This is a genomic window from Streptomyces sp. NBC_01426 (genome assembly GCF_036231985.1).
GTDB lineage: Bacteria > Actinomycetota > Actinomycetes > Streptomycetales > Streptomycetaceae > Streptomyces.
This window is the reverse complement of sequence record NZ_CP109500.1, coordinates 5,608,201-5,629,322: the sequence shown is the minus strand read 5'-3', so window position 1 is coordinate 5,629,322 and position 21,122 is coordinate 5,608,201. Positions and strand designations below refer to the sequence as shown.

General features: G+C 73.9%; 12 protein-coding genes and 1 pseudogene. 8 read left to right on the top strand and 5 right to left on the bottom strand.

What is annotated here, in order from left to right:
* The first annotated feature begins 121 nt into the window (after window positions 1-121).
* Window positions 122-2,998 carry a helix-turn-helix transcriptional regulator gene (locus tag OG906_RS24980; RefSeq protein ID WP_329445902.1) on the top strand — a complete coding sequence of 959 codons (2,877 nt, stop codon included), beginning with the start codon at window positions 122-124 and terminating at the stop codon, window positions 2,996-2,998.
* 152 nt (window positions 2,999-3,150) lie between these two features.
* On the opposite strand, the gene OG906_RS24975 is transcribed toward OG906_RS24980, so the two are convergent.
* From OG906_RS24975 to OG906_RS24965, 3 genes are all read right to left on the bottom strand, one after another.
* Window positions 3,151-4,611: a glutamate synthase subunit beta gene (locus OG906_RS24975; protein WP_329445900.1), complete on the bottom strand. Its 1,461-nt coding sequence runs from the start codon at window positions 4,609-4,611 to the stop codon at window positions 3,151-3,153.
* The gene (gene gltB, locus OG906_RS24970; RefSeq protein ID WP_329445898.1) at window positions 4,604-9,214 is read right to left on the bottom strand and encodes a glutamate synthase large subunit; all 4,611 of its coding nucleotides are present in this window, start codon (window positions 9,212-9,214) and stop codon (window positions 4,604-4,606) included. Before gltB ends, OG906_RS24975 begins: the two co-directional genes overlap by 8 nt.
* Window positions 9,215-9,550: 336 nt before the next feature.
* Window positions 9,551-10,282, bottom strand: coding sequence for a VIT1/CCC1 transporter family protein (locus OG906_RS24965; protein ID WP_267800819.1), 732 nt, complete (start codon window positions 10,280-10,282; stop codon window positions 9,551-9,553).
* 258 nt (window positions 10,283-10,540) lie between these two features.
* On the opposite strand from OG906_RS24965, the gene OG906_RS24960 reads away from it, so the two are divergent.
* The 7 genes from OG906_RS24960 to OG906_RS24930 are packed head-to-tail and all read left to right on the top strand — an operon-like array spanning window position 10,541 to window position 18,811.
* Window positions 10,541-11,527, top strand: a complete 987-nt coding sequence (locus tag OG906_RS24960; RefSeq protein WP_329445895.1) for an ADP-ribosylglycohydrolase family protein — start codon at window positions 10,541-10,543, stop codon at window positions 11,525-11,527.
* Window positions 11,524-13,104, top strand: a complete 1,581-nt coding sequence (locus tag OG906_RS24955; RefSeq protein ID WP_329445893.1) for an ADP-ribosylglycohydrolase family protein — start codon at window positions 11,524-11,526, stop codon at window positions 13,102-13,104. The genes OG906_RS24960 and OG906_RS24955 overlap by 4 nt, the downstream gene beginning before the upstream one ends.
* Window positions 13,101-14,255, top strand: a complete 1,155-nt coding sequence (locus tag OG906_RS24950) for an ADP-ribosylglycohydrolase family protein (RefSeq protein WP_329445891.1) — start codon at window positions 13,101-13,103, stop codon at window positions 14,253-14,255. Before OG906_RS24955 ends, OG906_RS24950 begins: the two co-directional genes overlap by 4 nt.
* Window positions 14,252-15,718, top strand: coding sequence for an ADP-ribosylglycohydrolase family protein (locus OG906_RS24945; RefSeq protein ID WP_329445889.1), 1,467 nt, complete (start codon window positions 14,252-14,254; stop codon window positions 15,716-15,718). Before OG906_RS24950 ends, OG906_RS24945 begins: the two co-directional genes overlap by 4 nt.
* Entirely contained in the window at window positions 15,715-16,692 is a 978-nt protein-coding gene (rbsK, locus tag OG906_RS24940; protein ID WP_329445887.1) for a ribokinase, read from the top strand. The genes OG906_RS24945 and rbsK overlap by 4 nt, the downstream gene beginning before the upstream one ends.
* 41 nt (window positions 16,693-16,733) lie before the next feature.
* Window positions 16,734-17,999, top strand: coding sequence for a CaiB/BaiF CoA transferase family protein (locus OG906_RS24935; RefSeq protein ID WP_329445886.1), 1,266 nt, complete (start codon window positions 16,734-16,736; stop codon window positions 17,997-17,999).
* Entirely contained in the window at window positions 17,996-18,811 is an 816-nt protein-coding gene (locus OG906_RS24930) for an HpcH/HpaI aldolase/citrate lyase family protein (RefSeq protein ID WP_267800828.1), read from the top strand. Before OG906_RS24935 ends, OG906_RS24930 begins: the two co-directional genes overlap by 4 nt.
* A gap of 87 nt (window positions 18,812-18,898) precedes the next feature.
* Here OG906_RS24930 and lgt read toward each other — a convergent pair whose 3' ends face one another.
* Window positions 18,899-19,945: a prolipoprotein diacylglyceryl transferase gene (gene lgt / locus OG906_RS24925; RefSeq protein ID WP_443067415.1), complete on the bottom strand. Its 1,047-nt coding sequence runs from the start codon at window positions 19,943-19,945 to the stop codon at window positions 18,899-18,901.
* A gap of 343 nt (window positions 19,946-20,288) precedes the next feature.
* Window positions 20,289-21,080, bottom strand: a pseudogene (locus OG906_RS24920) (DsbA family protein); the annotation flags it as partial.
* Window positions 21,081-21,122: the final 42 nt, after the last annotated feature.

Here is a 21,122-nt window from a genome sequence, read left to right as displayed (position 1 = left end):
GTCGATTCCGAGCGTGACAGCCCGCCTGCCGTCCCACATCCGTGGAACCACCTACGTAAGCCGGGCGTACGGGAGACAATCCGGGTGTACCGGTCCGGGCCGGCGCCGTCTCGGGGGGCTGATGATGCGCAGGACTCCACTGGTCGGGCGGGCCGCCGAACTCCGGCACCTGGTCGAGGTGCTCGACGGCGGCGCCCCCGCCGTCGTCGACCTCACGGGCGCCGCGGGGATCGGCAAGAGCCGCCTGCTGACGGAGCTGTGCGCGCGGGCCGCCGACCGGGGCATGACCGTACTGCGCGGCCGGGCGGCCGAGTTCGAGCGGCACATCCCCTTCGGGGTGTTCACCGACGCCTTCACCGACCTCGACACGGGGCCGCCGGACGGCCCGGACGCCGCGGCGGCCGCCCCCGTCCTGTACGGGGTGGACGCGGGCGGGGTCGGCGCGGACGCCGAACGGTTCGCCGTGCACCGGGCGACGGGACGTCTGCTCACCCGGCTGGGCCGCGGCGGACCGGGCCTGCTCATCGCCCTCGACGACCTGCACTGGGCGGACCCGGCCTCGCTGGAGCTGCTCGACCACCTCGTACGGCATCCCCCGCGCACCCCGGTGATCATCGCCGTGGCCCGGCGGGACCGGCAGACCTCGCCCTCGCTCGGCGCCGCGCTCACCCGGGGCGTGGACACCGCCGCCGTCCTGCGCCTGGACCTCGGGCCGCTCCCCGAGGAGGCCTGCGTCGCACAGCTCGCGCCCGACCTCGTGCCCGGCCTGGCCCCCGCCCGGGCGGCCCGGCTGTACGCCGCCAGCGAGGGCAACCCGCTGTACTTCCTGGCCCTGCTCCAGGGCCAGGACGGCGCGGCCGTCCCCGACGGCGGGCTCGCCGCGCTGCTCCTCGACGAACTGACCCCGCTCACCCCCGCGCAGCGGCGTACCGCCGAGGCCGTCGCCGTGCTCGGCGACCAGGCCACGGCGCCGTTGCTGGCGTTGACGGCGGCGGTGCCCGACGCGGCCCGGCTCGACGCCGACCTGGCCGTGCTGGCCCGCCGCGACCTGCTGCGGCCCGGGCCGGGCGACAGCTGGTCGCTGCGCCATCCCGTGCTGCGGACGGTGATCCACGAGAACACCGAGCACCGGCGTCGTACCGGCATGCACCGGCGGGCGGCCGAGGCGCTGGCCGGTGCGGGTGCTTCCGCCGCCGTGCGCGCCCATCACGTGGAGCGGGCCCTCGCGGCCCGCTGGGACCCCGACCTCGCGGCCGTGCTGCTCGACGCGGCCGAGCAGTCCGCGACGACGGCCCCCGCGAGCTGCGCGCACTGGCTGGAGGTGGTGCTGCGGGTGCTCCCGGACACGCCCGACCACGCCGTGCGGCGGCGGGAGTTGCGGCTGCGGCGGGCCCGGGCGTTGAGCGTCTGCGGCGCGTTACGGGAGAGCCGGGACCTGCTGCACGAGGTGATCGCGGAGGCGCCCGACGGCGACGACGACGGGGTGCGCGCGGCGGCCGTCACCCTGTGCGCCTCGATGGAACGCCACCTCGGGCACTACCCGGCCGCCGTGTCGCTGCTGCGTCGGGAGCTGTCCCGGACCCCCGCGCCCGCACCGGCGGACGCGGTGGCCCTCGGCCTGGAGCTCGGCTCGTCCGCCCCGCACGCCTCGGCCTACCCGACCGTACGGGCCGACGTACAGCGCACCTTCGAACGGGCGCGGGCCCTCGGCAACGAGCCGGCGGCGGCCACGGCGCTGGCGATCGCGGCGCTCGGCGAGGCGTACGAGGGAAACCTGGCGGCCGCCCGGGAGTTCACCGACCGCGCGGGGGCCCGGGTGGACGCGCTCACCGACCGTGACCTCGCCGACCTGTGCGAACCGTTGGCCCGACTGGGCTGGGCCGAGTTCTACCTGGAGCGGTACACCGACGCGGAACGGCACGCCGACCGGGGGCTGACCATCGCCCGGCGCAACGGCCCCCTGCACCTGCTGCCGCACCTGCTGCTCTGCAAGGCCATCGTCCACATGAACACCTGCCGGCTGGTGTCGGCGCTGGAACTGGTCGACGAGGCCGAGAGCATCGCCCGCGGGATCGGCAGCGACGAACTGCTCGCGCTCGTCCTGTCGAACAAGGCACAGGTGTTGATCGCCGCGCTGCCGCCCGGCGACCGGACCTCGCTGACCGTCGCCGAGGAGGCCGTGGCCGCGGCCGGCCCCCGGACCAGTTGGTGGGCCTCCCTCGCGTGGTGCGTCCTGAGTTACGCCGCACTGCACGGCGGCGATCCACGGCGGGCCCGGTCCGCGATGCTGCGGGCCGGCGGCGGACCGGACCTGGCCGCACTCCAGCCGTCGATGCGGCCCCTGTTCCTGGAGGCCCTGGTCACTGCCGCCGTCGCCGACGGCGACCTGCCCGCAGCCGAGACGTGGGCCGCCCGGGCCCGCCGGGACGCGGAGCTGCTCGACCTGCCCGCCCAGCGGGCCGCGGCGCTGCGTGGCGAGGGCCAGGTGCTGGCGGCCCGGGGCGACGCGGCCGGGGCGGCCAGGTCGTTCGTACGGGCCGCCGAGGAGGCGGGGCGGTCGGGCGCCACCCTGTGGGAAGCCCTGTCGCTGCTGCTCGGGGCCGCCCTGACGGCCGACGCGGCGGCGGCCGCGCCGCTGTGGGAGCAGGGCCACCGGCTGGCCGCGGCGGGCGGGGCCGGATTGTTGACGGGCCTCGCGGACCTCGCCCGCCCCCCGACCCCCGAACCACCGCCGCCGCCCCGCGCGCCGGCCCCCGGCCCGGCCCCGGTTCCCCCCGTGTCCCCGCCCGCCGGCGGCCCGGGGTTCCCCGCCCTCACCCGGCGCGAACAGCAGATCGCCGCCCTGGTCGCGGAGGGCCTCACCACGCCGGCGATCGCCGCGCGCCTGCGCCTGAGCCCGCGCACGGTCGACACCCACCTGTCGCACATCTTCCACAAGACGGGCGTCACCAGCCGCTCGGCCCTGGCAGCCCTGACGGCCCGCTCGACCCCCCACTGACGCCCTCCCCGCCGGCCGGCCCGGAACGCCACCGCGCCCGCCATCCCTGGTCGGGGACATGGCGGGCGCGGTGTCGGGTTTCCGTACGTCGTTGTACGGGCCGTATGAGGGGTCCTCCCGCCGGAAGCCCGGAGGGAGGGGCACCGTGGGTGTTACACGGTGATGGAACGGTCCGTCGGCTTGACCGGGTACGGCAGGGCGCTGGCGCCCGTCAGGAAGCGGTCCACGCCGCGGGCGGCCGAACGGCCCTCCGCGATGGCCCAGACGATGAGCGACTGGCCGCGGCCCGCGTCGCCGGCGACGAAGACGCCGCCCACGTTGGTCGCGTACGAGGCGTCGCGCTCGATGTTGCCGCGCGCGTCGAGGTCCAGGCCGAACTGCTGGACCAGACCGTTCTCCTGGTCGGTGCCGGTGAAGCCCATGGCGAGGGTGACCAGTTGCGCCGGGAGGACGCGCTCGGTGCCCGCCTTCTGGACGAGCTTGCCGTCCTCGAAGGCGACCTCGACGAGGTGCAGGGACTGGACGTTGCCGTCCTCGTCGCCCTCGAAGTGGGTGGTGGAGACGGAGTAGACCCGCTCGCCGCCCTCCTCGTGGGCCGAGGTGACCTTGTACAGCATCGGGAAGGTCGGCCAGGGCTGGTTGGCGTTCCGCTCCTCGCCCGGCTTGGGCATGATCTCCAGCTGGGTGACCGAGGCCGCGCCCTGGCGGTGGGCGGTGCCCACGCAGTCCGCGCCGGTGTCGCCGCCGCCGATGACGACGACGTGCTTGCCCTCGGCGGTGATCGGAGGGGTGACGAAGTCGCCCTCCTGCACCTTGTTGGAGAGCGGCAGGTACTCCATCGCGAAGTGGATGCCCTTGAGCTCGCGCCCGGGGACCGGCAGGTCGCGGGAGACGGTGGCGCCGGCCGCGATGACGACCGCGTCGAACCGCTTGCGCAGGTCGGTGGCCGTGATGTCGCGGCCGACCTCGATGCCCGTGCGGAACTTGGTGCCCTCCGCGCGCATCTGCTCGATGCGGCGGTTGATGTGCACCTTCTCCATCTTGAACTCGGGGATGCCGTAGCGCAGCAGGCCGCCGACGCGGTCGGCGCGCTCGTACACGACCACGGTGTGCCCGGCCCGGGTCAGCTGCTGGGCCGCGGCGAGACCCGCCGGGCCGGAGCCGATGACGGCGGCCGTCTTGCCGGACAGCCGCTCGGGCGGCTGGGGGGTGACGTTGCCGCTGTCCCAGGCCTTGTCGATGATCGAGACTTCGACGTTCTTGATCGTGACGGCGGGCTGGTTGATGCCGAGGACGCACGCCGACTCGCACGGGGCCGGGCACAGGCGCCCGGTGAACTCCGGGAAGTTGTTCGTGGCGTGCAGGCGCTCGGACGCCGCCGACCAGTCCTCGCGGTACGCGAAGTCGTTCCACTCCGGGATCAGGTTCCCGAGCGGGCAGCCGTTGTGGCAGAACGGGATGCCGCAGTCCATGCAGCGGCCGGCCTGCTTGCTGATGATCGGGAGCAGCGAGCCCGGAACGTAGACCTCATTCCAGTCCTTGAGCCGGTCGGCCACGGGACGGGAACAGGCGGTCTCGCGCGGGGTGGTGAGGAAGCCCTTCGGGTCAGCCATTGATCGCCGCCTCCATCATCTTCTCGGTGGTCTCGGACTCCGAGAGTCCGGCCAGCTCGGCGGCGTCCTTGGCGGCGAGCACTGCCTTGTACGTGGTCGGGATGATCTTGCTGAAGCGGTCCACCGCGACGGACCAGTCGGCGAGGAGCTTCGCGGCCACGGTCGAGCCGGTCTCCTCCTCGTGGCGACGCACCACGTCGTGCAGCCACTGCTTGTCGGTGTCGGAGAGGGTGGTCTCGACGGCGCCGGCGTTGCCGACGTTGACGTTGTTCGGGTCGAGGTCGATGACGTACGCGACACCGCCCGACATGCCGGCCGCGAAGTTGCGGCCCGTCTCGCCCAGGACGACGGCCTGGCCGCCCGTCATGTACTCGCAGCCGTGGTCGCCCACGCCCTCCGAGACGACGAGGGCGCCGGAGTTGCGGACGCAGAAGCGTTCGCCGGTACGGCCGCGCAGGAACATCTCGCCGCCGGTGGCCCCGTAGCCGATGGTGTTGCCGGCGATGGTGGAGTACTCGGCGAGGTGGTCGGCGCCGCGGTCCGGGCGGACCACGACACGGCCGCCGGAGAGGCCCTTGCCGACGTAGTCGTTGGCGTCGCCCTCCAGGCGCAGCGTCACGCCGCTCGGCAGGAAGGCGCCGAAGGACTGGCCGGCCGAACCGGTGAAGGTCAGGTCGATGGTGTTGTCGGGCAGGCCCGCACCACCGAACTTCTTGGTGACCTCGTGGCCGAGCATGGTGCCGACGGTCCGGTTGATGTTGCGGATCGCGACCTGGGCGCGGACCGGCTGGGCGGCTTCGGCCGTGGCGGCGTTCAGGGCGTCGCCGGCGAGCTTGATCAGCTCGTTGTCGAGCGCCTTCTCCAGGCCGTGGTCCTGCTCGATCAGGGCGTGGCGGACCGCGCCCTCGGGGAGCTCGGGCACGTGGAAGAGGGGCTCCAGGTCGAGGCCCTGGGCCTTCCAGTGCGTGACGGCCTTGCTGGTGTCGAGGAGTTCGGCGTGGCCGACGGCCTCCTCGATGGTGCGGAAGCCCAGCTCGGCGAGGATCTCGCGCACCTCCTCCGCGATGAACTCGAAGAAGTTGACGACGAACTCGGGCTTGCCGGAGAAGCGGTCGCGCAGGACCGGGTTCTGGGTGGCGATGCCGACGGGGCAGGTGTCCAGGTGGCAGACGCGCATCATGACGCAGCCGGAGACGACGAGCGGCGCGGTCGCGAAACCGAACTCCTCGGCGCCGAGCAGCGCGGCGATGACCACGTCGCGGCCGGTCTTGAGCTGGCCGTCCGTCTGGACCACGATGCGGTCGCGCAGCCCGTTGAGCAGCAGGGTCTGCTGGGTCTCGGCGAGGCCGAGCTCCCAGGGGCCGCCCGCGTGCTTGAGCGAGGTGAGCGGGGAGGCGCCCGTTCCGCCGTCGTGGCCGGAGATGAGGACCACGTCCGCGTGGGCCTTGGAGACGCCCGCGGCGACCGTTCCGACGCCGACCTCGGAAACCAGCTTCACGTGGATGCGGGCCGCCGGGTTGGCGTTCTTGAGGTCGTGGATCAGCTGAGCCAGGTCCTCGATGGAGTAGATGTCGTGGTGCGGGGGCGGGGAGATCAGGCCGACGCCCGGGGTGGAGTGCCGGGTCTTGGCGACCCACGGGTAGACCTTGTGGCCGGGCAGCTGGCCGCCCTCGCCGGGCTTGGCGCCCTGCGCCATCTTGATCTGGATGTCGTCCGCGTTGACCAGGTACTCGCTGGTGACGCCGAAGCGGCCGGAGGCGACCTGCTTGATGGACGAGCGCCGCGCCGGGTCGTACAGGCGGTCCGGGTCCTCGCCGCCCTCACCGGTGTTGGACTTGCCGCCCAACTGGTTCATGGCGATGGCGAGGGTCTCGTGCGCCTCCTTGGAGATGGAGCCGTACGACATGGCGCCGGTGGAGAAGCGCTTGACGATGTCGGCGACGGACTCGACCTCCTCGACGGGGATCGACGGCCGGTCGCCCGCCTCGCCGGTCTTGAACCCGAAGAGTCCGCGGAGCGTCATCAGCCGCTCGGACTGCTCGTTCACCCGTTCGGTGTACTGCTTGAAGATGTCGTACCGGCGGTTGCGCGTGGCGTGCTGGAGGCGGAAGACCGTGTCCGGGTCGAACAGGTGCGGCTCGCCCTCGCGGCGCCACTGGTACTCGCCGCCGATGTCCAGCGCGCGGTGCGTGGCGGCGATGCCGGAGACCGGGTACGCCTTGGCGTGGCGCGCGGCCACCTCCTTGGCGACGACGTCCAGGCCGGCGCCGCCGATCTTGGTGGCGGTGCCGCCGAAGTAGGTGTCGACGAACTCCTGGTCGAGGCCGACGGCCTCGAAGACCTGGGCGCCGCGGTACGAGGCGACCGTGGAGATGCCCATCTTGGACATGACCTTCAGGACGCCCTTGCCGAGCGCGTAGATCAGGTTCTTGATGGCCTGCTCCGGCTCCAGGCCGGACAGGAAGGTACCGGCGCGCAGCAGGTCCTCGACGGACTCCATGGCGAGGTACGGGTTGACCGCGGCGGCGCCGTAGCCGATGAGCAGCGCGACGTGGTGCACCTCGCGGACGTCGCCGGCCTCGACGAGCAGACCCACCTGGGTGCGCTGCTTGGTGGCGATGAGGTGGTGGTGCACGGCGGCGGTGAGCAGCAGCGACGGGATCGGCGCGTGCTCGGCGTCCGAGTGACGGTCCGACAGGACGATCAGGTGGGCGCCGTTCTCGATGGCCGCGTCGACCTCGCCGCGGATCTCCTCCAGGCGGGCGGCGAGTGCCTCGCCACCGCCGGAGACCCGGTAGAGGCCGGAGAGCGTGGCGGCCTTCATGCCCGGCATGTCGCCGTCGGCGTTGACGTGTATCAGCTTGGCCAGCTCGTCGTTGTCGATCACCGGGAAGGGCAGGGTGACGCTGCGACAGGAGGCGGCGGTCGGCTCCAGCAGGTTGCCCTGCGGGCCCACCGAGGACAGCAGCGAGGTGACGAGCTCCTCGCGGATGGCGTCCAGCGGCGGGTTGGTGACCTGCGCGAAGAGCTGCGTGAAGTAGTCGAAGAGCAGCCGGGGGCGCTCGGACAGGGCCGCGATCGGGGAGTCCGTGCCCATGGAGCCGAGGGGCTCGCCGGCGGTGCGGGCCATCGGCGCGAGGATGATGCGCAGCTCTTCCTCGGTGTAGCCGAAGGTCTGCTGGCGGCGGGTCACCGAGGCGTGGGTGTGGACGATGTGCTCGCGCTCGGGAAGGTCTTCGAGCTCGATCTCGCCGGTTTCCAGCCATTCGGCGTAGGGGGCGGCGCCGGCCAGTTCGGCCTTGATCTCGTCGTCCTCGATGATCCGCTTCTGGGCGGTGTCGACGAGGAACATCTTGCCGGGCTGCAGGCGGCCCTTGCGGACGACCTTGGCCGGGTCGATGTCGAGCACGCCGACCTCGGAGCCGAGGACGACGAGGCCGTCGTCGGTGACCCAGTAGCGGCCGGGGCGCAGACCGTTGCGGTCGAGGACCGCGCCGACCTGGGTGCCGTCGGTGAAGGTGACGCAGGCCGGGCCGTCCCAGGGCTCCATCATCGTGGAGTGGTACTGGTAGAACGCGCGGCGGTCCGGGTCCATGGACGCGTGGTTCTCCCACGCCTCCGGGATCATCATCAGCACGCTGTGCGGGAGCGACCGGCCGCCGAGGTGGAGCAGCTCCAGGACCTCGTCGAAGGAGGCCGAGTCGGAGGCGTCGGGGGTGCAGATCGGGAAGATCCGGTCGAGGTTGCCCTCGCCGAAGACGTCCGAGGCGAGCTGGGACTCGCGGGCCTTCATCCAGTTCCGGTTGCCCTTGACCGTGTTGATCTCGCCGTTGTGCGCGACGAAGCGGTACGGGTGGGCGAGCGGCCAGGACGGGAAGGTGTTCGTCGAGAACCGGGAGTGGACCAGGGCGAGCGTCGACGCGAAGCGACGGTCGGACAGGTCGGGGAAGAAGGGCTCCAGCTGGCCGGTGGTCAGCATGCCCTTGTAGACGATGGTGCGGGCCGAGAGCGACGGGAAGTACACGCCGGCCTCGCGCTCGGCGCGCTTGCGCAGCACGAACGCCTTGCGGTCCAGCTCGATGCCGCTCGCCCCGTTGCTGACGAACAGCTGCGAGAAGGCGGGCATGGTGGCGCGGGCGCCGTTGCCGAGCAGATCCGGGGTGACCGGGACCTCGCGCCAGCCGAGGACCGTGAGGTTCTCCTCGACGGCGATGGCCTCGATGCGTTCCACGGCGACGGCCTGTGCGGTGCCGTCGGCGGGGAGGAAGGCGATGCCGACGGCGTACGCGCCGGCCTCGGGGAGCTCGAAACCGGCCACCTCGCGCAGGAAGGCGTCCGGCACCTGGGACAGGATTCCGGCGCCGTCGCCCGAGTCGGGCTCGGAGCCGGTCGCGCCGCGGTGTTCGAGGTTCCGCAATACGGTCAGCGCCTGCTCGACCAGCGTGTGGCCGGCCTCGCCGCTGAGGTTGGCCACAAAGCCGACGCCGCAGGCGTCGTGCTCGTTGCGCGGGTCGTACATGCCCTGCTGGGCGGGGCGACCGTCCATGGGCGACCAGGCGGTGGTGCTGAGGCCGGTCGCGGAGTGCGTGGATGCGGAACGCATCGGCTCTCCCGTCGTCGTCGTGGCATATGTGCATGGCCGAGGGACGACGTTGGCCCTCTGCAAAATTTCGTGCAGGTTACATGATGACGGCAATCCCGAGAAGCGGATATCGCATTCCAACATGCGGACATGCCCGAAGGGGGAGAAGGGGCCTGCCGGGAGGTCCCTTGGATTTCATGAACGTCTGCGGACGCGTCACGGGCCGCGGCTGTCCCGGCACGGAGTGGGCACCATTGCCCGACGCCCTGTCCTGATGCCCCGCGGACACGGAATCGAAACCGCCGGGTAACGGACTACTTATGTTGTGTACCGCATAGTGTCTCACTCCCGCGCCGGTTAGCCTACGGCGCCGCCGATCCAGGTTCCCAGGACGTACGTCACACCCGCGGCCGCGCCACCCAGGACGAGCTGTCGCAATCCGCTGTACCACCAGGAGCGGGCGGTGACCCGGGCGACGATCGCGCCGCAGGCGAAGAGCCCGATCAGCGCCAGCAGGACGGCCGGCCACAGGGCGGTCGCGCCGAGCAGGTAGGGCAGTACGGGAAGCAGCGCGCCCAGCGCGAACGAACCGAACGACGACACGGCCGCGACCAGCGGCGACGGCAGGTCGTCGGGGTCGATGCCCAGCTCCTCGCGGGCGTGTATCTCCAGCGCCTGCTCCGGGTCGCGGGACAGCTGCATCGCCACCTCGCGGGCCAGGGCGGGGTCGACGCCGCGCGAGACGTAGAGCTCGGCCAGCTCCTCCATCTCGTCGATCGGGTGCTTGCGCAGCTGCTGACGCTCGACGTCGAGCTCCGCCAGGACCAGCTCGCGCTGCGAGGCGACCGAGGTGTATTCGCCGGCGGCCATCGAGAAGGCGCCGGCGGCCAGACCGGCGAGACCGGTGATGACGATCGTCTGCGGCGCGACCGCGCCGCCCGCCACTCCGGTCATCAGGGCGATGTTGGAGACCAGTCCGTCCATCGCCCCGAACACGGCCGGCCGCAGCCATCCGCCGTTGACGTCACGGTGGGTGTGGTTGTCGCGGTGGGCGGTGTGCAGCGGTGCTTCGGTATCGATGATGGACATGCGGTGTATCTCCCCTTTTCCTGCGAATGGGCGCGCGAAGGCGACGCGCAGAAACCCACTCCCCCTGAACACCTCGAAACTACGCACGATTTTCGCTCTCCGCCGGCAAGGAAGGCCGTACTTACCTGCGGTTTCGTGGGTCGGCGACCGGGTGACGGGAGCGTTCGGGTGGTGTTTCGCAGCGAGCGACAAACCACATGCCATGGCACAAATCCCCCAAGGGCTCATCATGAGTCCCATCAAGTGGAGAGGCGCGCCATGGAGCTGATTGCATGCAATCCGCAGGTCCTCCTCGAACGAGCCAGGGGCGCTCTTCTGGGGCTCGCGGTGGGTGACGCGCTGGGAGCCCCGGCGGAGAACATGAAGCCTTCGCAGATCCGGGCGAAGTGGGGTCGGATCGAGGGCTTCGTGTCCGAGGACCCGGCGGGCACGGACGACACCGAGTACGCGATCTTCTCGGGCCTGTTGCTGGCCCGGCACGGCTCCGCACTGACCGTGGCCCACGTCGAACGGGCGTGGCACCACTGGATCGCCGACCTGGACGAGGGCCCGTTCCGGGGAGCCGGCTTCTCCGAACGCGGCACGCTGGAGAACCTCCGCCGGGGGCTCGCGGCCCCCATCTCGGCGCAGCACCGCCACGCCTGGTCGGACGGGCTGGCCATGCGGGCCGCCCCGTTCGGCGTCTTCGCCGCGGGCCGGCCCGCCGAGGCCGCCCGGCTGGTGGCCATCGACGGCTCCGTGAGCCACGACGGGGAGGGCATCTACGGCGGCCAGGCCGTCGCCGCGGGCGTCGCGGCGGCCATGGCCGGCGGCTCGCCCGCCTCCGTGGTCTCGGCGGCCCTGTCCGTCATCCCGTCCGACTCCTGGACGGCCCGCTCCCTGCGCCGGGCCGTCACCGCCGCCCCGCGCGGCGAACGGGCGGTGCGCTCCGCGGTGGTCATCGGCGGCTACCCGTGGACGGACCTGGCCCCCGAGGCGGTGGGGCTGGCGTTCGGGGCCTTCGCCGCCTGCCGCGGTGACTTCCCCGGCTCCGTCCTGACGGCCGTGAACATGGGCCGGGACGCCGACACCACGGCCGCCGTGGCGGGCGCCCTGGCCGGCGCCATGTCCGGCATCCGCTCCATCCCCGCCGACTGGGCGGCGGCGATCGGCCCGGTCCGGGGCAGCTGCCTCCCCTCGATGCGGGGCTACCACGTCCTGGACATCGCGGACCTCCTCACCCCGGAAGCCGAGACCCCCCGATGAGCCCTTCCCCCTCCACCCCGGACTCGGCCGAGCCCACCGGGACGCCCGGCTCCGGCCCGACGCCCCCCTCCCCCGCGGAACCGGACCTCCCCCGCCCCTGCGTCGGCCCGCCCGCGCCGGACCGGCCCGCCGAGGCCACGCCGCCGGCCCCCGCCCTCGCCGTCGCCCCCGTCTCCGCGCCCGTTCTCGTTCCCCTCCCCGCCCTCGTTCCCGTTCTCGTTCCCGTCCCCGCCCCGGGCGCCGCGGCTTCGCCCGCGGGGCCATGGGGGCCGCCCACGCCGGGTGCGGTCGCGGGCCGGGGCCCCCGGGGCGGCGGGCAGCCCCCGGCCGAGGTGCCGCCCCCCGGGCCGCGCACCGCCGCCCTCACCGCCCCTTTCCCCGCCCCTTTCCCCGCCGCGGCGGGGACCGCCTCCGTCACGGCGGGGCCGAGCGGGCCGCGCCGTATCGAGGGGCTCCTCCTCGGTCTCGCCGCGGGCGACGCGGCCGGCTGGCCCGCCGCCCGGCACCGGGCCAGCCGGATGCCCGAGTGGACCCGCCGCCTCACCCGCGAACTCGACACCTTCGCCGAGCAGAACGCCACCACCACCCTCCCCGTCCCGATCGCCCTCAACCAGCCCCCGGAGCCGCTGCGCCTGGGCCCGTCCGACGACGCCGAGTGGGCCGCCTTCGCCGCCGAGTCCGTGCTGACGGCCGCCGGGGTGCTGCTCAGCGACCTCAGCCGGTCCCGCCGGATGCGCGCCGCCATCGACCTGGCGTGGAACGCCCTGGCCTCCGAGGTCGCGGCGGCGGCCGAGCGCGCCCCCGAGGTCGAGTCGGCCGTACTGCCCCTGCGCGCCCGGATCTCCGTCCGCGCCGGCCTCGGCAACCTCGCCGCCGGTCTGCGCCCGCCCGCCACGGGGCACGACAACCCGCACTACTTCGACGACGCCGCCTGCGTCCGCGCCTGCGTCCTGGCCGTCGTCCATCCCGGGGACCCCCGCGCCGCGGCCGACCTCGCGGAGTTCGACGCCCGGTACACCCAGGACGGCGACGGGGTGCACGGCGCCCGCGCCATGGCCGCCGCCATCGCCACCGCCCTCGGCGGCGCGGACACCGACGCCGCCGTGGACGCCGCGCTCGCCCAGTTGCCCGCCTCCACCGAGATCGGCCGCAACGCCCGCCACGCCGTCAAGCTCGCCCGCGCCGATCCGGACGGAGGCGCCTTCGCCATCGTCCCGCTGCTGGAACACCAGATCGTCGACCACGTGTACAGCTACGGCATCGCCGCCGCCGAAACCGTCCCGGTCGCCCTCGCCCTGGCCACCGCGGCCCGCGGCAAGGTCTCCGAGGCCGTCCCGGCGGCCGCCTGCCTCTCCCGCGTCGCCGACTCCGCGCCCGCCCTGGCCGGCGCCCTCGCCGGCGCCCTCGGGGGCGGCGACTCCCTCCCGCCCGCCTGGCGCGAGGCCTGCCGCACCCTGTCCGGCTGCGCGCTGCCCCGCCTGGCCGGCACCGATCTCGTCGAACTCGCCGCGCTCCTCACCCGTACGGAGCTCACCTCCCCCAAAAACCCCAACGCCCAAGGGATGATTCGGACATGACGCACGCTCCCCTCTCGCTCGACGACCGAGTGGCCGGCTCCCTGATCGGCGCCGCCGTCGGCGACGCCCTGGGAGGTCCGGTGGAGGGCTGGTCCCCGGACCGGATCGTCGAACGGCACGGCGGCCGGGTGCACGGCATCGTCGGCCCCTGGTACGAGGACTGGCGCACCGCCCGCCCCATCGCGCCGTACCACAAGGGCGACGGGCACGTCACCGACGACACCCTGATGACGCACGCGCTGGTCCGGGTCTACGAGAGCGTGCGGGACCACCTGGACGCGTACGCGGTCGCCGACCACCTCGTCCCGGACCTCATGACGAACCCCCGCTGGATCCCGGAACTCGAAGCCGAGGCCCTGCCCCTCCAGCGGATCTTCCTGGCCGAGAAGTGGATCGTGACCCGGCTCCACTACGCCCACGCGGACCCCCGCGAGGCAGGCACCGGCAACATCGTCAACTGTGGCGCCGCGATGTACATGGCCCCGGTCGGGCTGGTCAACGCGGGCCATCCGGCGGCCGCGTACGCGGAGGCGCTGGACGTCGCGGGCGCGCACCAGTCCTCGTACGGCAGGGAGGCGGCGGGCGTGTTCGCCGCCGCGGTGGCGGCGGCGTGCGTACCGGGCGCGACGGCGGCCTCGGTCGTCGGGACGGCCCTGTCGCTGGCGAAGGACGGTACCCGGGAGGCCATCGCGGCGGTGTGCGAAGTCGCCGCGCGTCACCGGGACTTCGAGTCGGCGCTGGTCCCGCTGCGGACGGCGGTGGCCCCGTACGACTCGGTGGGCCCGGACTACCGCGAGCCCTCGCTCGGCGCGCGGCGGCCCTCACGGCTGCACTCGATCGAGGAACTCCCCGTCGCGCTGGGCATGTTGCTGGTGGCCGGCGGGGCGTACGAGGCGTCCGTCCTCGGGGCGGTCAACTACGGGCGGGACTGCGACTCCATCGCCACCATGGCCGGGGCGATCGCCGGCGCCCTCGGCGGCGAGGCCGTGGTCCCCGCCGGCTGGGCGAAGCAGGTGGCGGAGGCCAGCCGGCTGGACCTGCACGCGCCGGCGGCCGCGTTGACGGCGGTGGCCCGGGAGGTCTTCGACCGCGACCGGGAGCGGCGCCGCGCCCACGAGGCGGCCTTCGCCGAGATCGCGACGCCGCGGTGACCGGGCCCGCGGCGAGCGCGGTGCGCCTGACCTGGGTCCAGCCGGAGGACCTGGTCGGGCACGAGTTCCGTCAGGCGGCGGAGGACGGGCGCGAGGCGCGGCCGCTGCTGCGCGCCTGGCTCGCCGCGGGGGGCAGCGTGGCCCCGGTGCGCGCCGGCGCCTCGGCCACCCCGGCGCCGCCGGAGCTCCGCGCCCTCGCCGGTCGTCTGCTGGCCGAACTCGCCGCCCTGCCCTCGCCGCTGGCCGTCGACGAGCCGGAGAGCTGGGCCGCCATCCGCTCCACCTGGCCGCCGGCTCCCCCGCCGACCCGCCCCGCCGACCGGCCCCCGCCCCCGCCCCCGCCCGAGCCCGGGCCCGGCGCCCGCATCGACCGCACCGCGGCGTCGCCGTCGCCGTCGTCGCCCCGCCCCCACGTGGCCCGGCTGGAGGCCGCCTGGCTCGGCCGGGCCGTCGGGTGCCTGCTCGGCAAGCCCGTCGAGAAGCTCCCCCTGGACGGGATCCGGGCCCTCGCCCGCGCCACCGGCAACTGGCCGCTGTCCGACTGGTTCACCGCCCGCGGCGTCCCGCCGGAGCTGCTGGCCGCGCATCTCTGGAACCGCAGGTCCGCCCCGACCTCCCTCGCCGAGAACATCGACGGCATGCCCGAGGACGACGACCTCAACTACCCCCTGCTGAACCTGCTGCTGCTCCAGCGCCACGGCAAGTCGTTCACCACCGCCGACGTCGCGCGGCTCTGGCTCGACGAACTCCCCGCCGGCCGGACCTTCACCGCCGAGCGCGTCGCCTACCGCAACCTCCTCCAGGGCCTGGAGCCCCCGGCGTGCGCCACCCACCACAATCCGTTCCGCGAGTGGATCGGCGCCCTCATCCGGGCCGACGTCCACGGCTGGACCAACCCCGGCGACCCGGTGGCCGCCGCCGCCCAGGCCCACCGGGACGCCGCCCTCACCCACACCGGCAACGGCGTCTACGCGGCGCTCTTCACCGCCGCCGCGATCGCCGAGGCGGCCGGCGGCCGGTGTGACGTGCACGGCGCGCTGCGGGCCGGGCTGGCCGTCGTACCGCCCCGTTCGCGCCTCGCCGACGCCGTCCGCTTCGGCATCGACGCGGCGGGCCGGCACCGCGACTTCGACCGGGTCGTGGACGCCCTCCACGCCCGCCACGACCACCACCACTGGGTCCACGCCGTCCCGAACACGGCCCTGATCGCGGCGGCGCTCACCCACGCCGACGGCGACTTCACCCGGTCCGTCTGCAACGCCGTGTCCGGCGGCTGGGACACCGATTCCAACGGCGCCACCGCCGGCTCCCTCGCCGGGCTCCTCGCCGGATCGCCCGAGCGGCTCCCGCGACGTTGGACCGCGCCGCTGGGCAACCGTCTCGCCACCAGCGTGCCCGGTTTCGACGGCGTCGGCTTCGACACCCTCGCCCACCTCACCGCTCAGGAGGCAGCCCGCTCATGACGGCCATCGCCGTGCTCGGCAGTACGAACATGGATCTCGTCGCCTACGTCTCCAAGGCGCCTCGCCTCGGGGAGACCGTCACCGGCCGCGCGTTCCACACGGTCCCCGGCGGAAAGGGCGCCAACCAGGCCGTGGCCGCCGCCCGCCTCGGCGGCGAGGTGGTGATGATCGGCGCGGTCGGCGCGGACGAGTTCGGCGTACGGTTGCGCTCCGCGCTCGCCGCGGCCGGCGTGGAGACGGCCGCCCTGCGCACGGTGGAGGGGGCCAGCGGCACCGCCCACATCACCGTCGACGACGAGGGCGCGAACAGCATCGTCGTCATCCCCGGCGCCAACGCCCGCGTCACCGGGCTGGAGGCGGGCGACGACTCCCGGATCGGCTCCGCCGACTCCCTGCTCCTGCAACTCGAACTCCCCCTGGAGGCCGTGATCGCCGGCGCCCGCGCCGCCCGCGCCCACGGCGTCCGTACGATCCTCACTCCGGCGCCCGCCCGGCCCCTGCCCGCCGAACTCCTCGACGCCACCGACCTCCTGGTGCCCAACGAGCACGAGGCGGCGGCCCTCACCGGGCTCACCGACCCGCACCGGGCCGCCGAGGCGCTCCTGCGCAGCGTGCCGCAGGTGGTGATCACCCTGGGTGGGGCCGGGGTGCTGTTCGCCGCGCGGGGGCGCGAGCCGCTGGCCCTGCCGGCGATCCGGGTCCGGGCGGTGGACACCACCGCCGCCGGCGACACCTTCGTCGGGGCTCTCGCCGTGGCCGTCGGGGAGGGCCGCCCGATGCCCGAGGCGCTGCGCTGGGCCTCGGCGGCGGCCGCGCTGTCCGTGCAACGGCCCGGCGCCCAGGACTCGATGCCGACCCGGTCCGAGACCGACGCCTTCGCCGCGACCGCGCCCGACACCGCCCCCGGCCCCGGCCCCGAGCCCGGCAACGGGACCGCCGCGACGGCCGGCCGAACCACCGGGAGCGCCTCGTGACCCGGACCCCCCACTCCGCGCCCCCGCCCATGCCCCCGCCCATGCCCACGCCCACGCCCACGCCCACGCCCGCCACCACCCCGGGCCCCATCCCGGGCCCCAAGCGGGACGCCGGCCGGGCCGCCGGTCCCCTCGCCGGGCTGCGCGTCCTGGACCTCGCCACCCTCTTCGCCGGCCCGCTGGCGGCCACCCTGCTCGGGGACTTCGGCGCGGAGGTCGTCAAGGTCGAGCACCCGGTCCGCCCCGATCCCTCGCGCGGGCACGGTCCCGCCAAGGACGGGGTCGGCCTCTGGTGGAAGCTGCTCGGGCGGAACAAGCGGACGATGACCCTCGACCTGTCCACCCCCGGCGGTCGGGACACCCTGCTGCGCCTCGCCGCCGGCGCCGACGTGATCATCGAGAACTTCCGCCCCGGAACCCTGGAGAAGTGGGGCCTGGGCTGGCCGGAGCTGTCCGCCGCCAACCCGCGGCTGGTGCTGGCCCGCGTGACCGCCTTCGGCCAGCACGGCCCGTACGCCCACCGCCCCGGCTTCGGCACCCTCGCCGAGGCCATGAGCGGCTTCGCCGCGATCACCGGGGACCCGGACGGTCCCCCGACCCTGCCCCCGTTCGGGCTCGCCGACTCCGTCGCCGCGCTGACCACCGCGTACGCCGTGATGACGGCGTTGGCCGGCCGGGACCGCACCGGGCAGGGGCAGGTGGTGGACCTGGCCATCATCGAGCCGATCCTGACGGTGCTGGGCCCGCACCCGCTCTGGTACGACCAGCTCGGTTTCGTACAGCCGCGCACGGGCAACCGCTCCACGAACAACGCGCCCCGCAACACCTACCGCAGCGCGGACGGGCGGTGGCTGGCCGTGTCCACCTCGGCGCAGTCCATCGCGGAGCGCGTGATGCGGCTGGTCGGTCGACCGGAGTTGATCGCGGAGCCCTGGTTCGCGACGGGCTCCGGCCGGGCCGCCCACGCGCAGGTGCTCGACGAGGCGGTCGGCGGTTGGATCGCCCGGTACAAGGCGGAGGAAGTGATCGCCGTGTTCGAGGACGCCCAGGCGGCGGTCGCGCCGGTCTACGACGTACGGGACGTGATGGCCGACCCGCAGTACGCCGCGCTCGACACGATCACCGAGGTGGAGGACCCGGAACTCGGGCCGCTCCGCATGCAGAACGTGCTCTTCCGGCTGTCCGGCACCCCCGGTGCCATCCGCTGGGCGGGCCGCCCCCACGGCGCGGACACCGAGGCCGTCCTCACCGAACTCGGCCTGACCGAGGCCGAGATCACCGCACTCGCGAAGGACGGAGTCCTGTGATCCTGACATGGCTGTACGCTCCCGGCGACCGCCCCGAGGTGGTCTGGAAGGCCCTGCACTCGGGGGCCGACTCCGTCATCGTCGACCTGGAGGACGGGGTCTCGGCCTCCCGCAAGGAGTACGCGCGGGCCGCGACGGCCGAACTGCTCGCCGACCGGCCGCCGGTGCCCGTGCAGGTCCGGGTCAACGCCCTGGACTCGCCCTGGGCCGGCGCCGACCTCAGCGCCCTGACCGGGCTCCGGGGGCTGTCGGCGCTTCGGCTGCCGAAGATCGCCGCCCCCGAGCAGATCACCGCCGTCGCGAACCGCACCGGCGGCGTGGCCCTGTACGCGCTGCTGGAATCGGCCCTGGGCGTGGAGCGGGCGTACGAGATCGCCCGCGCCCACCCGGCCCTGCACGGGCTCTCCCTCGGCGAGGCGGACCTCCGGGCCGACCTGAACGTCAGCGCCGAGGCGGGCCTGGACTGGCCGCGCTCACGCGTGGTGGTCGCGGCGCGGGCCGCGGGACTGGTGGCGCCCGCGCAGTCGGTGTTCCCCGACATCCGGAACCTGGAGGCGCTGGCCGTCTCCTGCGCGCGCGGCCGGGCCCTCGGGTTCCTCGGGCGCGCCGCGATCCACCCGCGCCAGCTCCCGGTGATCGAACGGGCCTACGTGCCCGGCCCCGAAGAGGTCAGCGCCGCCGAGGAGATCGTCACCGCGGCCCGGGCCACTCCGGGCGCGCTGGCCCTCCCCGACGGCAGGTTCGTGGACCCGGCCGTGGTCGCGGCGGCCCACCGCACCCTGACCCTCTCCCGCCGCGGCGACCGGGTCTAGGACGTCAAGGTCCTCGTCAACGGAGAAGGGTGCCGCGCCTCGCGCGGCACCCTTCTCCGTTGATCACGGACCCTCGGTCCGGACCGGTCAGACCTTCTTGGCCTCGGAGGCCGTCTCGGAAGCCGTGCCGGGGGCCGACTCCGCGTCCGCCCGCCCGGCGTCCTTCGGCTCGGTGTCCTTCGGCGCGTCCTCGGCCTTGACCAGGCTCGGCGCCTTGTCCCCGGGCTTGTCCCCGGCCTCGCCCTTCGCCTGCGCGTCGGCGTCCTCCGCGTCGGCGTCCGCGGCGTCGGTCGGGGTCTTCGCGTCCCCGGCCGCGGGACCGCGGTCCGGCTCGACGACCTCCTCGCGGCCCGGCCGCAGCTTCGCGGACAGCACCAGGTAGACCACGGCCAGCACGAAGACCACGATCGAGGTCCAGACGTTCAGCCGCAGGCCGAGGATGTGGTGCGCCTCGTCGACGCGCATGTACTCGATCCAGCTGCGGCCGACGCAGTAGGCGGCGACGTACAGGGCGAAGGCCCGGCCGTGTCCCAACTTGAAGCGACGGTCGGCCCAGATCACCAGCGCGGCGACGCCGATGCACCACAGGGACTCGTACAGGAACGTGGGGTGATAGGTCCCGGCGACCCGGTTCGGGCCCTCGCTGATCTTCACCGCCCACGGCAGGTCGGTGGCGCGGCCGTAGAGCTCCTGGTTGAACCAGTTGCCCCAGCGTCCGAAGGCCTGGGCCAGCGCGATGCCGGGGGCCAGGGCGTCGGCCCAGGCCGGCAGCGGGATGCCGCGGAGTCGACAGCCGATCCAGGCGCCCACGGCGCCCAGCGCGATCGCGCCCCAGATGCCGAGGCCGCCTTCCCAGATCTTGAAGGCGTCGACCCAGTTGCGGCCCTCGCCGAAGTAGAGCTGGTAGTCGGTGATGACGTGGTAGAGGCGACCGCCGACAAGGCCGAACGGCACCGCCCACACGGCGATGTCCGCGACCGTGCCCGGCTTTCCGCCGCGCGCGACCCAGCGCCTGTTGCCGAGCCAGACGGCGACGAAGACGCCGATGATGATGCAGAACGCGTAGCCGCGGAGCGGGATCGGTCCGAGATGGATCACGCCGGTCGACGGGCTGGGGATATAGGCAAGTTCCATGGCAGGACCGACGCTACCCTGCCGGGCGGTGCGGACCGCAACCCGCCCGGCAACCTCGGCTGAATCGATACAGGGACGCCACGCCTCCCCCGCAGGCCTCTCAGTCCTCGCCGGCCCCCCGGGAGACGGAAGCGGAACCGCCGGAACCGGCCTGGCTCCCCGCCGTCGAGCCCGACCTCGACGAGGACCCGTTCGAGGAGGACCCCGTCGAAGAGGACCCCGTCGACTTCGAGGACGACAGCCCGGACGAAGAAGAGGACGAGGACGAAGAGGACGAGGACGAGGCCTTCGACCCGTTCTTGCCCGTGCCGGAGGCCTTCGGGCTCGGGGCGGCCGACCCGGTGCCCTTCGCCGCGGCCTCCACCTGCGCCTTCAGCTTCTGCGGGGTCAGCGGATTCGCCTGGTCGGCGAAGATGTCCTTCCCGTCGAGGAGGATCGTCGGGGTGCCCCGGAACTTCCCGGCGCGGAAGGCCTCCTGCGACGTGCCGACCCAGGCGTTGTGCGTGCCCTTCTCGACGCAGGCGCGGAACTCGGGGGTGTCCAGCCCCTCCACCTTCCCGGCCAGCTCCAGCAGCTTGGCGTTCTTGCCGTAGGCGTCGTCGACCTCCTCGGGCTGGTTCTGGAAGAGGACGTCGTGGTACGCGGGGAACTTCCCGGCGTCCTGGGCGCACGCGGCGGCGTTGGCTGCCTTGACGGAGCCGGTGCCGCCCATGTTCCCGTCGATCAGCGTGACCAGGTGGTAGTCGACCTTGAGCTGCCCCTTCGCCTCCAGCTCGTGGACGGTCGCCCGATAGTTGTCCTCGAAGGCCTTGCAGGCCGGGCAGCGGAAGTCCTCCCAGACGGTCAGCGTGGACGTGGCCGCGTCCTTGCCCGTCCGGATCGCGAGCGCGTCCTTGCCCACGGCCCCGGACGGGGCGACCACCGGGCCCTTCGCGGAGTCGCCCGATTTCCCGGTGTTGGCCGCGATCAGGCCGACGACGGCGGCCAGACCGAGTACGCCGACCACCGCCGCCGACACGATCAGGGTCCGCCGGCGCTTGTCCCGGGTCTTCTGCCGCTCGCGCTCCACGAGGAGTCGCTCCCGGGCCGATCGTTTCGTCGCATCGCGGTTCGCACCGTCGTTCTTGTCGCTCACGTTCGGCCAAACGAAGCGGGGAGGCACTCTCGTGCCTCCCCG

Bases quoted from the DNA above. Each gene is read 5' to 3' on its own strand.
- OG906_RS24980 (WP_329445902.1), top strand. From the start codon at position 122: ATGATGCGCAGGACTCCACTGGTCGGGCGGGCCGCCGAACTCCGGCAC.
- OG906_RS24975 (WP_329445900.1), bottom strand. From the start codon at position 4,611: ATGGCTGACCCGAAGGGCTTCCTCACCACCCCGCGCGAGACCGCCTGT.
- gltB (WP_329445898.1), bottom strand. From the start codon at position 9,214: ATGCGTTCCGCATCCACGCACTCCGCGACCGGCCTCAGCACCACCGCC.
- OG906_RS24965 (WP_267800819.1), bottom strand. From the start codon at position 10,282: ATGTCCATCATCGATACCGAAGCACCGCTGCACACCGCCCACCGCGAC.
- OG906_RS24960 (WP_329445895.1), top strand. From the start codon at position 10,541: ATGGAGCTGATTGCATGCAATCCGCAGGTCCTCCTCGAACGAGCCAGG.
- OG906_RS24955 (WP_329445893.1), top strand. From the start codon at position 11,524: ATGAGCCCTTCCCCCTCCACCCCGGACTCGGCCGAGCCCACCGGGACG.
- OG906_RS24950 (WP_329445891.1), top strand. From the start codon at position 13,101: ATGACGCACGCTCCCCTCTCGCTCGACGACCGAGTGGCCGGCTCCCTG.
- rbsK (WP_329445887.1), top strand. From the start codon at position 15,715: ATGACGGCCATCGCCGTGCTCGGCAGTACGAACATGGATCTCGTCGCC.
- OG906_RS24935 (WP_329445886.1), top strand. From the start codon at position 16,734: ATGCCCACGCCCACGCCCACGCCCACGCCCGCCACCACCCCGGGCCCC.
- lgt (WP_443067415.1), bottom strand. From the start codon at position 19,945: ATGGAACTTGCCTATATCCCCAGCCCGTCGACCGGCGTGATCCATCTC.